The organism is Gracilibacillus oryzae (assembly GCF_009498735.1).
Taxonomy (GTDB): domain Bacteria; phylum Bacillota; class Bacilli; order Bacillales; family Amphibacillaceae; genus Gracilibacillus; species Gracilibacillus oryzae.
The window spans coordinates 13,325-30,512 of sequence record NZ_ML762440.1 but is presented as its reverse complement, the minus strand read 5'-3'; the positions used below and the strand labels follow the sequence as shown (position 1 = coordinate 30,512).

The 17,188-nt window shown below is 37.7% G+C and carries 14 protein-coding genes; 5 read left to right on the top strand and 9 right to left on the bottom strand.

Going from position 1 to position 17,188, the window contains the following annotated elements; translation table 11 throughout:
- A partial coding sequence (locus F9U64_RS23125) for a YqeB family protein (protein ID WP_456071353.1) occupies nucleotides 1–345 on the bottom strand: 345 nt, incomplete at its 3' end.
- 17 nt (nucleotides 346–362) lie between these two features.
- Nucleotides 363–1,532 (bottom strand): DUF418 domain-containing protein, encoded by a 1,170-nt coding sequence (locus tag F9U64_RS16725; protein WP_194287421.1) that lies wholly within the window; start codon nucleotides 1,530–1,532, stop codon nucleotides 363–365.
- Between the two features lie 141 nt (nucleotides 1,533–1,673).
- Here F9U64_RS16725 and F9U64_RS16720 point away from each other — a divergent pair, with 141 nt between their 5' ends.
- Nucleotides 1,674–2,246, top strand: coding sequence for a hypothetical protein (locus F9U64_RS16720; RefSeq protein WP_153406056.1), 573 nt, complete (start codon nucleotides 1,674–1,676; stop codon nucleotides 2,244–2,246).
- Between the two features lie 13 nt (nucleotides 2,247–2,259).
- Nucleotides 2,260–2,472: a helix-turn-helix domain-containing protein gene (locus F9U64_RS16715; protein ID WP_153406055.1), complete on the top strand. Its 213-nt coding sequence runs from the start codon at nucleotides 2,260–2,262 to the stop codon at nucleotides 2,470–2,472.
- 331 nt (nucleotides 2,473–2,803) lie between these two features.
- Here F9U64_RS16715 and F9U64_RS16710 read toward each other — a convergent pair whose 3' ends face one another.
- Nucleotides 2,804–4,078, bottom strand: coding sequence for an MFS transporter (locus tag F9U64_RS16710; protein WP_153406054.1), 1,275 nt, complete (start codon nucleotides 4,076–4,078; stop codon nucleotides 2,804–2,806).
- A 157-nt stretch (nucleotides 4,079–4,235) separates the two neighbouring features.
- Between F9U64_RS16710 and F9U64_RS16705 the strand changes: the two genes are divergently transcribed.
- Together F9U64_RS16705 and F9U64_RS23525 are read left to right on the top strand one after the other, a co-directional pair.
- Nucleotides 4,236–5,024, top strand: coding sequence for an SDR family oxidoreductase (locus tag F9U64_RS16705; RefSeq protein ID WP_153406053.1), 789 nt, complete (start codon nucleotides 4,236–4,238; stop codon nucleotides 5,022–5,024).
- 1,464 nt (nucleotides 5,025–6,488) lie between these two features.
- Nucleotides 6,489–9,401 (top strand): rhamnogalacturonan lyase family protein, encoded by a 2,913-nt coding sequence (locus F9U64_RS23525; RefSeq protein ID WP_153406052.1) that lies wholly within the window; start codon nucleotides 6,489–6,491, stop codon nucleotides 9,399–9,401.
- A gap of 45 nt (nucleotides 9,402–9,446) precedes the next feature.
- On the opposite strand, the gene rhaM is transcribed toward F9U64_RS23525, so the two are convergent.
- The 6 genes from rhaM to F9U64_RS16670 form a co-directional block, all read right to left on the bottom strand.
- Nucleotides 9,447–9,761 (bottom strand): L-rhamnose mutarotase, encoded by a 315-nt coding sequence (gene rhaM, locus F9U64_RS16695; RefSeq protein ID WP_153406051.1) that lies wholly within the window; start codon nucleotides 9,759–9,761, stop codon nucleotides 9,447–9,449.
- Nucleotides 9,762–9,993: 232 nt separating this feature from the next.
- Nucleotides 9,994–10,821 carry a carbohydrate ABC transporter permease gene (locus tag F9U64_RS16690; RefSeq protein ID WP_153406050.1) on the bottom strand — a complete coding sequence of 276 codons (828 nt, stop codon included), beginning with the start codon at nucleotides 10,819–10,821 and terminating at the stop codon, nucleotides 9,994–9,996.
- Nucleotides 10,818–11,687: a carbohydrate ABC transporter permease gene (locus F9U64_RS16685; protein ID WP_194287423.1), complete on the bottom strand. Its 870-nt coding sequence runs from the start codon at nucleotides 11,685–11,687 to the stop codon at nucleotides 10,818–10,820. Before F9U64_RS16685 ends, F9U64_RS16690 begins: the two co-directional genes overlap by 4 nt.
- A 205-nt stretch (nucleotides 11,688–11,892) precedes the next feature.
- The gene (locus F9U64_RS16680; protein ID WP_153406048.1) at nucleotides 11,893–13,197 is read right to left on the bottom strand and encodes an ABC transporter substrate-binding protein; all 1,305 of its coding nucleotides are present in this window, start codon (nucleotides 13,195–13,197) and stop codon (nucleotides 11,893–11,895) included.
- A 177-nt stretch (nucleotides 13,198–13,374) separates the two neighbouring features.
- The gene (locus tag F9U64_RS16675; RefSeq protein ID WP_153406047.1) at nucleotides 13,375–15,126 is read right to left on the bottom strand and encodes a cache domain-containing sensor histidine kinase; all 1,752 of its coding nucleotides are present in this window, start codon (nucleotides 15,124–15,126) and stop codon (nucleotides 13,375–13,377) included.
- Nucleotides 15,127–15,141: 15 nt separating this feature from the next.
- On the bottom strand, nucleotides 15,142–16,650 hold the full coding sequence (locus tag F9U64_RS16670) for a response regulator transcription factor (RefSeq protein ID WP_153406046.1): 1,509 nt from the start codon (nucleotides 16,648–16,650) through the stop codon (nucleotides 15,142–15,144).
- A 256-nt stretch (nucleotides 16,651–16,906) separates the two neighbouring features.
- On the opposite strand from F9U64_RS16670, the gene F9U64_RS16665 reads away from it, so the two are divergent.
- Nucleotides 16,907–17,182: a hypothetical protein gene (locus F9U64_RS16665; RefSeq protein WP_153406045.1), complete on the top strand. Its 276-nt coding sequence runs from the start codon at nucleotides 16,907–16,909 to the stop codon at nucleotides 17,180–17,182.
- The last annotated feature ends 6 nt before the right edge of the window (nucleotides 17,183–17,188 follow it).

The following is a 17,188-nucleotide window of genomic DNA, read 5'->3' as shown; positions in this document are numbered from 1 at the left end:
CGCTGAAATTTCATTGTATCGAAAACTATTGACATTCCCTTTTACCTGAATTTTCACCTCATCATCTCTAATCGTAATTTTCACTATTTCATGAAAGACAAACAAGGTGAAAATAATACCGGCAATTATTCCCAGGCAGGTTGAAACAACAGAAACCCAATGACTGTCTAAAGTTGCTGCCCATTCCAACACCTCTTGAAAAGGAATAAAAGGTAACTTTGCGATCCATTCCAGGATGGCTGGTATATGGATAAGCCAGCCAAGCAAAGCACCAACTATTGGAGGAATGATAATGATCAATACTTTTTCAGCGAAAGTTAAATCTAAAACTGTTTCATTATGCACTCTTCTTTCTCCCCTATCTAAATAGCATTGTCCACTTCTTGTACTTTTTTCATTTTCGGTTTTGATTTAAAATTCCAGTATACAATCACTCGAATGATCCATTCCAGTGGCCCTTGTTTAAAGTGTTTCAAATACAAGTTACTAAAGATGACTTGCAGGGTGTAAACGATAATTGCTATGAATACAGCAAGCCAGATACCGACTTTCGCAAACAAGCCTAGCCCATATGCATAGAAAATCAGTGTAAAGATAACCGACATCAAAATATAATTCGTAAGAGAAAGCTTGCCGAATTGTTCGAATGCCGCCATGAACCGGCTTGCTCGGAATTTTTCATATAAATGTGCAAAAAGAAAAACATAGCCAAGTGCCAGAACATTTCCGCCTAACATACTAAAATCATAGAAAGTGATAAAATATGGTGCTATTTTAAATAACAATCCAATTGGTACCAATAATATGGCCAGTCTCTTAAAATACTTCGGCTGCTCTAACCACTTTCGATGCGCTGCATACATACCGATTAAAAACATTGGCAAAATCATCAATGGGGCCATGATGAGTATTATCATCAGTTCCATTTCACCAAGCTCGAACGGTGTATCATTCATCCGGTGGTCTCTAATTTCAGAATAACTACCAGTCTGATATATTGCAGTTGATTCCTGTAAGAAAGTTGTAATTGTTTCTTCACTATACAGAATCCCTGCCTCTTCCTCTGTTCCGCCAATTCCCAAAAGCACAATAATACTCGAAAATATAATAAACCAGACTAATAGAGTTTTTGGTTTTCTTTTGAGGAACATTAATAAAATTATTCCGATCGATCCATAGGTAAGCAGGATATCTCCTTCCCAGATAAAATAAGTGTGAAGAAATCCAAAGATCATTAAGGCAATAAATCGTCTGAAGAAATACCGCTTGATTGGAAGTTGCTTATCCTGTAATTTGTCCGCCATAAGAATTAATGCATATCCAAAAATAAAGGCAAATATAGGCATGAAGGATGATTCAATAAATATTTTCGTGAAATAATATCCTGTAATATCCCATTTTGGTAAATCAAAAAAAGCAATCTCATCTTTGCCAAATATGCCATATTGAAAGATTAATAGATTTGCCAGCAATATCCCTAACAAGCTAAATCCCCGCAATTCATCGATTAATGTAATTCGATTTGTGTTCATCTCATAACTCCTTTTTGTTTTCATCAAATATTTCCAATCCAATATAAACCATAAAAATTCAAAAAGCAATATATTTTTATTGTTTTTCGATAAATATATATTGTATAATAGAATTAACATTATGATATTTGGGGTGTTAACATGAAGTTACGAGCACTTTTTAAATTTGCTTATCTATTGTGTTCCGTTTTATTTTATCCGGCATTACTATTTTCCGTATTCAGCTTAGCATATCACATAGCCTTTTTATGGTTTCCCGACAGCGGTTTTGCAGAATCACTTGCACCATTTGAACCTTTCTACAGTTATTTATGGATATATTTTGAAGAAGTGCCCGAAGTATATTTGGACAGGGACGTTATCTTTCTCTCCTTTATTTCATCCATTTTTTTCATTATGCTGATATTAATTGGTTTACGGGTCCTGCATAAGTTGTTTAAGAATATCTACAAGGAAAGTTTGTTTATTGAACAGAATGTTAAATTGTTGTATATATTAGGTGGAACAGATCTTGTATTAGGCTCCATCTTTATCTATTTCGATGGACTAATATTTGAAAAAGTATTGAGTGCTTTGGCTATTTCAAATGCAACAGTTGAATTTATTAATATTGATTATGTGGATACCATTATTAGCGGGATCATTTTTATTATGATTGGTGCCGCACTTAAAGTGGCAGTCAGAGCAATAGAAGAGAACAAATACACGATTTAAAGTAGGCGATAAAATGATACGAATACGATTAGACGTGATGATGGCGGAGCGAAAAATGTCCTTAAATGAGTTATCGGCGAAAGTCGGCATCACTCCAGCGAATTTATCGATATTAAAAAACGAAAAGGGAAAAGCAGTCCGTTTCAGTACATTAGACGCTTTATGTAAAGTACTGGAATGCCAGCCTGGAGATTTGCTGGAATATATTGAAGTGGATGAGGATTGATTTTATTTTTGGAAGTTGGCAAAATTTATAGGAAGAGTTAGCTGCATTCACTGTGGATTGGAGAGGTAAACCGATCTATCCTATCAAATTTGGTCTGCTGGTTCGGGGATTTGATAAGATGATCGCTTTTAACTATCAAATCGGGGGAGCCTAATCAGCGTTTTGATAGGATAACTGCTTCTACCTATCAAATCGGGGCTGCCTAATCAGCGTTTTGATAGGATAACTGCTTCTACCTATCAAATCGGGGCTGCCTAATCAGCGTTTTGATAGGTAAAAGTAAAATCCTCGGAGAATAAATTCATTTTCCGAGGATTTCTGTTTAAATTGATTATCCATATCTCTCTTCTTCAATCTGCTCCAATGTTTTTCCACGGGTGTCTGGAGTCATCGCAACACCAATCACAAGATGAATGACCAAGAAAATAATCATCACAATGCCGGCAACGGTAAAACTCAGTGTATCCATAATGATTGGCAGAATAAAGGACCAAACCGCAATCCCGCTTCGAACGATAAAATACATTAGCCCTTGCGCAGTGGCACGATACCTTGTGATAAACAGCTCACTCGTCCACAACGCATAAAATGCCTGCGCCCCAATACCAGCGGCAGAACCCCAAAGCACCACAAATAAAATTAATGAAATCCAGTTCATTGGCATAAAGGTCAGAATCAGCCATGCAATAACACCCGTCACCGCACCCAGCCCAAATAAAAACCGCTGATTCACCTTATCTCCTAGCCTCATAAATCCAAAATAAGTTGTCAGCACTGTCAGCATCCACAAAAATGCCTGAAGCAGATTCGCCTGCCCATTGCTTAGCCCCCCAACATTTTCATAAATATATGGCATAAAATATCCCATCGCACCTGATGTCAGATTCCAAAACAGATAGATCCCGATAAGTAAATAGATCGCCTGCCGATTGACTTTTAAGGAAAAAAGATCGCTGACTGAACTTTTCTGTGCTTTTGCTTTATTTATTTCTAACGCTTGTTTTTCTTTATCATCAGACCAGATTTGTGATTCTGGCAAGCCTCGCCTTAAAAACCATGTGATAAATGCGACAATAAACAAATGAAGAAAAATTAAACGTGATCCCAACAATCCGAGCGGCTCCAGTAATACTGCGAGGAAAAAGGTAATCATCGGGCCAATCGACCAAGCTAATTGGGCAGCCCCAACTCTGGCGGCCCTTTGCTTTGAGGGGGCTTCCTCAGCTATATAGGTCCAGGAAACGGGTACTGCAACCCCAACCGCAATCCCTGTTATGACCGTCCCGACGAGAAGCATTGGAAAATTAAATGAAAACATAATGAGAAGAATACCGAACATATACACTAACAAATCATAATGAAAGACAATTTTTCTGCCAAATTTATCTGTAATATATCCGCCGACTAATGCTCCTATTGCTGCACCTAATGCATTGGCACTTAATGCACTCAAAAGTCCAACCCCAACACTATCGATATTTAAGTATGCTTGCCACAAAGTTAAACTGCTTGCAGCTGCAATAATGGCACCTGCTTCAATATAGTTGGCCATTGCAATGGCTATCGTTGCTTTCCAGCCAGTAGTTTTCTTCCTCCCGCTTTCCATTGGTTTTCCTCCTTTTTCATTTGTAAGCGTTTCAGTTTATGAGCACAGGGAAATATACTATAGAATTTATCCAGTTTACATCAAAACAACTTCCCTAAAAATGTAAGAAATAAACTTTTATTGTCATACTAGATAATAACTAAAGGAGGATTTAAAAATGAATACGAATAAAACACTTGATGGAAAAATTGCATTGATCACAGGTGGAAGCTCCGGGATTGGCCGAGCCTCTGCATTAAAACTGGCAGAAGAAGGTGCGAAGGTTTGCTTGATGGATATTAAAGAAGAGGGTGCTGAAAAAGTAAAAGAGGAAATTGAAAAGCTTGGAAGTGAAGCATTTGTTGTAGATGTGGATTTATCAGATCCAGAAAGAGTGCGGCATGGAATAGAAGAAATAAAAAGTAAATGGGGTACACTTGATATTGTGTTTGCAAATGGCGGGATCAATGGCGTTCTTGCGCCAATCGAGGATTTGTCACCGGAAGACTGGGATAAAACCATCAACACCAACTTAAAAGGAACATTCCATACAATAAAATATAGCATCCCGTTAATGAAACAGAATGGCGGCAGTATTATAATCACAAGCTCTGTCAATGGAAACCGTGTTTTTTCTAGTATTGGGATGTCTGCCTATAGCACGTCCAAAGCTGGACAAATGGCATTCGGAAAAATGGCCGCACTGGAGCTTGCGCAATATAAAATCAGAGTGAACATCATATGTCCAGGCGCAATTGAAACAAATATCGGAAAAAACACAGAAAAAACACCGGAATTAGATAAAGTGAAAATACCAGTCGAGTATCCAGAAGGAAATCAACCATTAGAAGAAGGTCCGGGAAAGCCAGAACAAGTCGCAAAACTTATCAGATTTTTAGCATCTGATGAATCCAGTCACATAAGTGGAACAGAATTATTCATAGATGGCACAGAATCATTATTATAAGGAAGTTCAATCAAAACCACCAGTGGGACTGGTGGTTTCCTTTGCTTTGAATTTTTTCGAGAAAAAAGTGGAATTTTATAGGAGATGGTGTGCTGGATACGAATGTCGTGTTAGTCATAAGAAAAAACGGTAAATCTTTTGCTACCCACTTCTGTTTTCCCGTTAATCTCATGATAAACCGGAAATCTTGCACTTCACCACTTCTGTTTTCCTGTTAATCTCATCATAAACCGGAAATCTTACACTTCGCCACTTCTGTTTTCCCGTTAATCTCATCATAAACCGGAAATCTTGCACTTCGCCACTTCTGTTTTCCCGTTAATCTCATCATAAACCGGAAATCTTCCACTTCGCCACTTCTGTTTTCCTGTTAATCTCATGATAAACCGGAAATCTTACACTTCGCCACTTCTGTTTTCCTGTTAATCTCATCATAAACCGGAAATCTTACACTTCGCCACTTCTGTTTTCCTGTTAATCTCATCATAAACCGGAAATCTTGCTCTTCGCCACTTCTGTTTTCCCGTTAATCTCATGATAAACCGGAAATCTTGCACTTCGCCACTTCTGTTTTCCCGTTAATCTCATCATAAACCGGAAATCTTGCACTTCTCCACTTCTGTTTTCCTGTTAATCTCATGATAAACCGGAAATCTTACACTTCTCCACTTCTGTTTTCCTGTTAATCTCATCATAAACCGGAAATCTTACACTTCGCCACTTCTGTTTTCCTGTTAATCTCATGATAAACCGGAAATCTTGCACTTCTCCACTTCTGTTTTCCCGTTAATCTCATCATAAACCGGAAATCTTGCACTTCTCCACTTCTGTTTTCCTGTTAATCTCATCATAAACCGGAAATCTTACACTTCGCCACTTCTGTTTTCCTGTTAATCTCATGATAAACCGGAAATCTTGCACTTCTCCACTTCTGTTTTCCTGTTAATCTCACCATATAAAACAAACCCTCCACTTCTCCCTCTCTTCTCCCCACACTGCAGCATGTCATTTCAAAAGAATATCTGTTTATCATTGACAGGGGGCAATTTCCCTTTTATTCTAGATATAACTTCTTTCGAATAGACTAACCCTAATAAATGTAAGCGCTACCAACTTATGAACTACCTCTGTGATTAACTACCTACTTTTTAAGGAGGTGATCCATTAATCCAATAATCACTTGTACCTACATCAAAGAAACCTCATAAAGTGAGACTTTGATCAGTGGGGGTTTTCATATCCCCCACTGATCATTAGCGAAACTTATCAGGATGCTTAGCGTCTGTTATCCCCCACTTATCATCTTCGTGTTACGCGATACTTGAAGGGGCGGATTACAGACGGTTAGCGCTGTGATAAAAGTAACCAGCTCTCCGGCATGCAGAATGTAAGTAGCAAGTCCCTTTGCATGAATCAACACAGCTATAATCCAATCGCAAGTAAAAAAATGGAGGTTTTCTATTTATGAAAAAAGTTTCTCTTTTACTTATTCTTTTTTTAGTAGCCGGGCAATTTTCTCCTTTATCTGTTTTCAATAAGCTACAGGCTGACTCTGAAAATTCCTTCTTATTTGACTTTGGTTCAGAAACGAGTCCCTTGGCAGATGGCTACACCAAAGTCTCCAATACGATGATTTATACTGAAGAAAATGGCTATGGGCTAAATAAAGCAGTGGACACTCGTGATAGAGGCGGACCTGATGATTTGCGTCGTGATTTTATCATTAGCTCCGATTATTCATTTAAATTGGATATACCAAATGGAGATTATTTTGTAAGAATAATAGCTGGTGATCAAATTGCTTTTAACCGGTCAAGTTTTGTTATTAATGGCGAAGATTATGGAAACATTACTTCTGATGGGGAAGAATTCGCAGAACTGTTAGCAGATGTATCCGTTACTAATGAACAATTAACCATCGACATAGGAGAAAATGGAAGAATTAACGCACTAGAAATTATTCCTTTTGTGCAAATTGATTCATTGAGTGTTGGTTCCATTGACTATTCCACTCCATCCGTAACGTTAAGCTGGCAGGAAAATGGGTCAGCTAGTCATTATAATATCTACCGCAAAACAGAAGATACAGATTTTGAAAAAATTGCAGAAGCAACCGATAGAACCTATACTGATTCGGAAGTAGAGATTGGGACAACGTACATCTATGCAGTAGCACTCATCCATCCTTCAGGAGTGGAATCAGAGAAAAGCAATCAAGTGACTGTTCCAATGATAAATGAACAAGTAAGCCCGCCTGCTGCACCAACAAACGTGGAGGTTAGTCATGCTGAATCAGATCGAGTCACATTAGATTGGGATTCTGTCAATGGCGCAACCACTTACTATATTTACCGTGCCAATGCTAATCCTGCAGAATATCCATCTGTTGCCTTCGATAGGATTGGCGCCACCACTGACACGACCTTTACTGATGATGCTGTACTTACTAATCATTCCTATTATTATCACATTATAGCAGTCAATGGAGGAGGATTATCTGAACCATCAGCAACAGCAGAATCCCCTGTTACCTATACAATCAAACGACAAATGGAGCAATTAGACCGCTCACTGATCGCTGTTCAGTCAAATAACGGTGTCTATCTCGGGTGGAAAGTATTAGGTACAGATCCGAAAGATGTGAAGTTCAATATATTCCGTGATGGAAGAAAAATTAACAAAAAACCAATTGAAGATAGTTCGAATTATTTTGACCCAGATGGAACCACCGATTCTACCTATCAAGTAAAAATAATTAAAGGCAGCGGCGATAAAGTAACAAAAGAAGTGAATGTTTTATCAGAAAACTACTTAAGTGTAGCACTTGATAAACCGGCAGGCGGCACGACTCCTGATGGGGTTGAATACACCTATAGTGCCAATGATGCCAGTGTCGGTGATGTTGATGGCGATGGTGAATATGAAATCATCCTGAAATGGGATCCATCCAATTCCAAGGATAACTCCCAATCAGGCTATACCGGTAATGTTTACCTTGATGCTTATGAATTGGATGGAACAAAATTATGGCAGATTGACCTTGGCAGGAATATCAGAGCAGGCGCTCACTATACACAATTTCTTGTTTACGATTTTGATGGGAACGGAAAATCGGAAGTAGTGATGAAAACTGCTGATGGAACGGTAGATGGAACAGGAAATGTGATCGGGGATGCAGACGCTGATTGGAGAAACAGCAGCGGGTATATTTTACAGGGTCCTGAGTTTCTAACCGTTTTTGAAGGAGAAACAGGAAAAGCATTATCCACCGTTGATTATACACCAGGTCGTGGCAATGTGAATGATTGGGGAGACGACTATGGGAACAGAGCCGATCGTTTTCTGGCTGGAGTTGCCTATTTAGACGGGGAACGTCCAAGTATCATTATGGCACGCGGTTATTATACCAGAGCCGTTCTTGCTGCCTATAATTGGCGAGATGGGGAATTGACACATGAATGGACGTTTGATAGTGATGAAGATGGCAATGAAGCTTATGCCGGCCAAGGGAATCACAGTTTGGCTATTGCCGATGTGGACCGGGACGCGAAAGATGAAATCGTCTACGGAGCTGCAGTCATTGATCATGACGGAACAGGACTTTATTCTACAAGATGGGGTCATGGCGATGCGCAGCATGTAAGTGACTTAGATCCGAATCGTCCGGGAATGGAGATATTCCAAGTACATGAAGATAAATCCATTCCGATTGGATACGGGATTCGTGATGCCGAAACTGGTGAGAAAATTTTTGGAGTAGACTTGAGATCAGACGTTGGGAGGGGATTAGCAGCAGACATTGATCCACGATATGACGGAGCAGAATTCTGGGCAAATACAAGTTGGAATGAGAGCAGCGGTAATGGGCTTCACGCAGTTGATGGGCAATTAATTACAAAAAATAAGCCAAGATCCACTAACCATGCAGTCTGGTGGGATGGTGATCTAGGCCGTGAGCTTCTTGATCACACATTTGATTCAGGCTCTGACCCGCATGGTATCGGAAGAATCGATAAATGGGATTATGAAAGTGAAACATTAATCAATTTATTAACACCAGAGGGTACACGGACCAATAACTGGACAAAAGGAAATCCATCCTTACAAGCAGATATCTTAGGAGACTGGCGAGAAGAAGTGATTTGGCCATCTTCTAACAGTGAAGAACTGAGAATTTACACAACAACAGATATTACCGAAGAAAAAATTCACACATTAATGCATGATCCAGTTTACCGCTTATCAGTTGCTTGGCAGAATGTCGGCTATAACCAGCCGCCGCACACTGGTTTCTTCTTAGGATACAATATGAGCGAACCGCCTAGACCAGCTATTGTGACAGGCGATAAACTATTTGGACCAGATAAGCACAAATAAAAAAATCATCCCCATCAATTTGGTGGGGATGCTCCTTTTACACAATCAATCCATATGAAAAACTTCCTGCAATGGGATGCTGACAGGACTTCTGTCTGGATTTGTCTCCATCAGCGGCTGCATGTATGCCCACCATTTTTGATTCACTTCTGTCATGGACATCCTGTTCCATGTCTCTTCATCTTCAATCTCTACATAGCCAAACAAAGTGCTCGTCTTTTTATCTAAGAAAATCGAATAATTACTGGCACCATGACGTTTCAGTTCTCCCACCATCTCCGGCCAGATTTCATTATGCTTCTGTTCATACTCTTCATGCTTATCTGGGTAGACTTTCATTAGAAAAGCTTTACGAATCATTCAGATCATTCCTCCCCTATAATAACGCTTACACACTATATGGATAAGGATAATTTCTAATCAAGCTTTAGTCAAATAAAAAAAACTTATATTATGAAGGATGACCTACGCTAAATATACACTTAAACTTCCAATAAGATATTTCACTGCTTTTTCATAAGGTCTTGCAGCACTGAATAAACCTTCATAAAAAATCCTATCCAATATAATCAGATAGGATTTTTTACCATTATTATCCCTTTACAGACCCCATCATTCCTGCAACAAAATGACGTTGCATCAGGAAAAACACAAGAGCTGTAGGTAGTGTAGCGATTACGATTGCTGTCATAATCACCCCATAATCAGGTGTGTATCCAGCTCCTAAATTAGAAATAAGGAGTGGAATCGTCTGGTTTTCTGGTGACTGTAAGACAACCAATGGCCATAAATAGTTATTCCAGCTGTTCATGAAGGCAATGATCGCCGCTGCTGCATATGTTGTCTTCATTGTTGGCAGATAAATGCGGAAGAAAATGCCCAGCTCACTTAAACCATCTATTCTCCCGGCTTCCACTAAGTCTTTAGCAAACATTTTTGTATTCTGCCTGAAGAAAAAGATAAAAAATGCTGTGATAATGGTCGGTAAAATGGCTGCAGCCAATGTATCGATACCAATCGCAGGTGCTACAGACGACACTTGCCCGAAGAAGCGGTATAAAGGAATCATGATCGCTGCAAAAGGAATCATCATCGATAATAATAAGATATTAAAAATCATATCTTTTCCTTTTGTTCGATAAATTTCGAATCCATAGCCTGCTAATGAACCAATTAATAGTGTCAATATCGTTGTAATGATCGCGATAATGAAAGAATTCATTAACGCTGTTCCAATCTCAACGGTAGCAAACAAGTTTCGTAAGTTCTCCAGAAAATGAGATCCAGGTATTAATCGTCCACCCGTCACATCAACGGATTTGTTTGTCATACTTATCAGCATCCATAAAAATGGAAAAATCGAAACAATTGCTGCAATACTCAAAAACAAATAGATCAAAAATCTTTTTATCTTTTTCAATCTCGATCACCTGCCACTCTAAATTGAAGGAATGATAGAATTACCACTAAGACTACAATCACATAAGATACAGTCGCTGCATAACCAAAGTCTGGCGTATATTCAAATGACAGATTATAAATATACATAGAAATCGACATTGTCGCATTTCCCGGACCGCCGTTTGTAATATTCATTACTTCATCAAATAATTGAAGTGTACCGATGGTTGATACAATAGATGTGAATAGAATAATAGGCTTTAACAGCGGAATGGTAATAAAGAAAAACTGTTGAATACTTGAAGCACCGTCAATTCTGGCAGCTTCATACATCGATTTATCTACATTCTGCAGTGCCGATAAGTAGAAGATCATATTATAGCCAGTCCATCTCCATGTGATCGCAATGATGATCGTTATCTTTGCTAAAACAGGATCAGAAAGCCAATTAAGTGGTGTTGAAATCAGATTCATACCTAATAAAAACTCATTAACCAACCCATCATTTCCGAACAGGTACTTAAAAATGACTGCATATGCTACAAGTGAAGTAACGGCAGGCAAGAATATTGCTGTTCTAAAGAACCCGCGAAATTTTAACTTAGGATCATTTAATAAAACGGAAAAGAACAGGGCTAACAGAATCATTACAGGAACTTGCACTAACAGGTAAATAAACGTATTGGTTAAGGATGTGATGAATGTTGGGTCACTGAATAGTCTCACATAATTATCAAAACCAACGAATTCAAGATTTGCCCCCATCCCTGATCGTAATGATAGCAGAAAAGCTTGAACCATTGGGTAAAAGTAAAATAAACCAATACCAAGTACAGATAGAAGAATAAAGATCCAACCAATATAATTTTTCTTCAATCGGGTCATAAATGTCCTCTGTTGATTAGAGTTACCAGCACTTCGAGCAGTTTGACTCATCGTTATCCTCCTTACATTAGAGTGCGACTTTGATCAGTGGGAACTTTTTGCCCTCACTTGATCATTACTGGATGATTAGCTTCAGAAATACTCTGTATGAACTTATGCTTGCAGGCTTTCATCAACAAGAAAGCCTGCAAGAAAGCTAAGGGATTTATTTAAATTGTGCCTCTGCTTGTGCTTGGGCATCTGCGAGCATATCTTCTAGGCTCTTGCCATTTAAATACTGCTGCAATTCTGCACTTATGATGTCTTCAATACCATAAGTATTCATACCATAATCAACTTGAGGAATCTCTTCCATCCATTGTGAAATATCATAGATTACTTTTTGACCGCCGAAAAACTCATTTTCAAATTGGTAAGCGTCCCCTTCAGATGCCGGAATATACGTACCAATTGCCCCAACATCTGTTAATAAACTTTGATAGAAGTCAACATTCGATCCAAACGTGTTCCCAAGAAATTCAGCAGCAGCTTCTTTTCCATCGATGTTTAATACATACCATGAACTCCCGCCATGGTTTGATGCATTGACTGCGCCTTCCATATCCAGACGAGGGATTGGCGCAACTGCCCACAGACCTGATTGTGATTCTTCTGCTTCAATACTCGGCGCAATCCAGTTACCAGCAGGAACGGACGCTACATCGCCACTATTAAATGCAGCTAAATATTGACTCCAATCAGAGACTAGTTTTACTAAATCGTTGTCCATTAACTCCTTATAATGCTCAAGCGCTCTCTTCAAAGGTTCATTATCTGCTAAGTTGATTGTTCCATCTTCTGTTGTATACCAAGTTCCTGTTGTTTGCATCATTATCCGCAATATACCTAAATCATTCGGATCAAGCGCCAGCATGGCATGCCCGGTTTGTTCTTTTACATCTTTCGCAATCTCAACAAATTCAGCCCATGTCAGGTCAACCAGATCATCATGTGTATAACCTGCTTCTTCTAGATAATCAGTCCGATAGAAGAAACCAGTTGCACCTGTATCAAAAGGAAGTCCATACTGTTCTCCCTCTAAACTTGTTGGTGCTAATTTGTAATCTGCGAAATCTTCTGGATTAAAATAATCACCAATTGGATAAAATGCATCAGGATAAGATTGTAAGAAACTTTGCGCTCTCTGGTCTTCAATTAACACTAAGTTAGGCATCCCTTTCATTGTTCCAGAACTTAGTCCAGTATTTAATTTTTGGACAATATCATCTTGTGCATTTTCGATTACTTCCAGTTCTATTTCGGTGTCGCCATTATAATTTTCTGACGCTAAATTCAGTGCAGCGATATTAAAATTAGGGTCCCACGCCCATGCTACGATTTTGGTAGCCCCATCTGCAGTCGTTTCACTTGCATCGCCTGATGAACTTTCCTCAGAATTTCCGCCACCGCATGCTGCTAATAAAAAAGTAGTAAGTAGTACGACTATAAACAACCATATTTTTTTCCCCATTATAAAGCCCCTCCTAAATAATCTTAATATAGCATTGAATGCGCTTTCAATACTGTAACAGAAGTGTAACACGAAAAAAACAAAGACCGTTAGAACGATCTTTGGCATTTATTTTCACTTTCTTTGGTTTCGTGTATTTTCTTTAATATTACTTTAGGATTATCTTTAGGTTTTGGATTAATTTTGGATAATTGGCAGAGTTACTTTTACCTTGGTTCCTTTGTCTGGTGCACTCGTGATAACAACTCCGTATTTTTTGCCATAAAGCAGCTGGATTCTTTCATGAACGTTTTTCACGCCAATTCCGCTAAATAACTGCCGCTTATTCTTGGCTGCATACTTATCTTGAATCATCCCATCACCATTATCAATAATCTCACATACTAACTGTTGGTCCTTTTCTGCAATAAGTATTTGAATATACCCTGTTTTCTTTTCTGTAAAAGCATGAAAAAATGCGTTCTCAATAAATGGCTGCAACACTAATTTAGGCAAACGATAGGATAAACAATCGGGAAAAATCAAATAATTCACTTTAATCCTGTCTCCATACCTAGCCTGATTAATGAGTACATAGTTCTTTAAATTCTTGACTTCTTGTTCAACCGAAACTGTTTCATCAATATCTCCTAACGCACTTTGTAATAAGGAAATAAATGCATCAATAGTATGAAAAGCATTTTCTTTCTGCTCTTGCTTAACCATAAATTTAATGGATGCAAGCGTATTATAGATAAAATGGGGATTAATTTGATGCTGCACTGCTTCTAATTCAGCTTTGCGCTGTTTTTCCTGCGTACTTAATAAAATTTCCATGTAGTCATGCATTTCATTTAACATGTAATTAAACGCTTCGGCAATTTTTTTCGATTCATATCCCCCGGTCTCTTCCAATGGTTTACTGAATTTGTACCTGGCCATATCTGATATCTGGCTTACCAGATTACTGATAGATACAGTCATTTTTCTTAAGATTAAGAAAATAATGAAGACAGCTGCCAGGACAATAATAATACTGATGGTAATAATTTCCTTGGGATCAATAACATTTTTTCGTAAAAATTCACGGTCAACTAAGTTAACTAAATACATATCTAATCCTGGCAAATATTCTGCCATTAATACTTGATTCCGTCCAAACACCTCAATATTATGATATTCATCAGAAGATTTGTCCAGATTTTCAACATGTTCCATAAGTTCTGGTGAATCTACTCCAATCATATTCTGCCTATCACTGGAAATAATTTTCCCAGAGCTATTTAGTAAGAAGATATTATTCCCTTCACCAGTGTAACCTTCGTAAAAATCTTTTAAATCATTTTCCCGGATAGATATGTACAGATAACCGTATATTTCATCTGATGCACGGTCAACCAATGCTTTGGATGCAATAACCATGGGAACCCGATTCGTTAATGAGGATGCATCGAATTGATAAATTATCTCGTCAGGATTTCTTCTCATTTTTTCCGTAACTGGGTGATTAGCAAGCTCATTCGGCTCGACAGGCCAGCTGACATAGTTCATATTAAATACATCATGATCAGGACTCATAATAATCATATTAGCTTCATTTGGATCCACTTCTGAATATATTCGTTCCATGTGGCGCTTCATTTGATAAAAATATTGAGATTTTTGAATGGCTGTATCTTTATCTCCTTGTAACAAACCTTTAATAACACCATTCTCATCCACTTTGACATACGTAGAAACAACCGAAAAGCTAAACTCATCAAACTGTTCTGTAATTTGGCTGATCACCTTCGTATTGGTAATACTGTATCGTTCCATGAACAAATCACTCGACATTCTTATTGTACTAAATGTAATAGAAATGGAGATCATGACAACACTGATTAGCATAACAATAAATATCTTAAAGAATAGATTATTTGCTTTAATAATATTAATTAGCTTTTTCATAAATTTCCCCTCAGCTTATTTATGTTCTTTTCGATAGTTGCTAGGAGATTTACCCGTATTCTTCTTAAACACCCGGCAGAAATAACTTTGATCTGAAAAACCGACTAATTCACTGATGGTGGCGATTGACATTCTGGTCGTTGCAAGCATCTCCTTTGCCTTACTGATCCTTAGATTGTTTAAGTACTCACTAAAACCTTCTCTGTAATGTGAGCTAAAGTAACTCGAAATATAGGAAGGGTTGAAGTGAAAATGATCTGCCAGCCTTGAGAGGGTAAGATGCTCCATGTAATGTTCTTCCATATAAGAAAGCAATTTCTCTATCTTCGGAGAATTGTCTATATTCTCGAAAACAAGTGTCTCCACTTTGGCTAAAAAATCATAAAAAGAGGACAATGCCTCTCTAACATCGAATGCTTCATTAATCTCATTAAAATACTGATACTTTTGTGATTCTAAAATGTCTGTTTCATATTTCATATTATCCAGTAACACCGAGATGTTAAAGATAATGTTCTCTAACCATGATTTAAATTCAAACACATCCATATCATATTGTTTTGTAAGCAAGGAAACATGGTTATTCAAGTAGTTGATCGCACCCTCAAATTGTCTTCTTTTAAATAGTAAGATAAACTCATTCAAGTCAAATTGTGTTTTATTGCTTTTTACTTCTGGTATCTCCTCATATGTGAGCATAGGCAGATCAGGTAAATAGAAAAGATATTGTTTCAATTCTTGATGGTCTTCCTCATATACTTTTTTCATTTCAGCAATCGAATGAAAAGTTGAGCTCATGACAACTTTTATTCCGGGTTCAATTTCTGCTAAGAGATCATGCAATTGCTGTTTGAAAACAGCTAATTGATTTACTTGATAATTACCAATACACACCAGCTGGTTATCACTGTTAAAAATGGTATAACAAATGAACTTCTTATTTTTATCTGTTACCTTGGTTAATAATGACTGGATTACCGGAAGATTATCTAATGGTTTATTCCAGAAAAATTCGATTAATTTGTACTGGCCATAAGGAAAGTATCCCTCTATATTGTCTGTGGACTGATAACCTTGCAGCAATCTGTATAATTTTTCTTCTATGGTAATAGTGGCTTTCTTTAAAGACATGGGATCCATTTTCCTAAAAGTAATATTGTTAAGAGTTGTTAATAGTTCCCTGGCGTTTAATTTTGGTTTTAAAATATAATCGGCAACACCATTTTGAAATGTTGATTTTACATAATGAAAATCTTCAAAACTGCTCAACACAATAATTTCAATTTCCGGGTATCGTTCTTTCACCGATTTAACTAATTCAATTCCGTCCACCTCTGGCATCACGATATCTGTAATAATAATATGTGGTCTGCTCTTCTCTATTATCTGCATGGCTTCTTTCCCATTCGATGCCTCACCTATAATCTGATACCCTTCCTCTTCCCAATTAATAAAATTGATAATCCCCTGTCTAATTAATAATTCATCATCCACAATGAGAACCTTATATAATTTATCTGTCATATCTAGATCCTCCTATCAATTGGTAAGTAGCTCATTTTCATTTTAAGCGTTTTCTTATAGGTGGTAAATAGATTTATTCGAGAGGAATGTTCTGAGGCTGGATTAGCTGTAGCAATCCAAATGGGTATTACATGCTTTTAGAGCTGTGATAAAAGAGCTTTCGCGCATTAGAAGGTCATTAAAAACTTATGATATGTATATTTTCCTCTATTTTAGACAATTTAAATAAGAAGATAGATGTTTTAAGGAGGCCACCATGAAAAAAGGGAATAATATATCAAGCCTGCAGGATCAAAATCAATTAGCACAAGCACAGCAATCCATTCTGCACCTGCAACGTGCAATTAACCAGGCAAAAAGCCATCCAAATGAAGAAATCATTGGGCAAATCCAACAAACATTAGAGCGTGCAGAAAGATCTGTTGCTCAGGCAGCTAATGTGACAGATAATCAGAATGCTATGGATTTAGTTCAGAGTGAATTAGAACAACAGAAACAGGCTTATCAGGAATTGACGGACCATAACTTATAAGCAAAA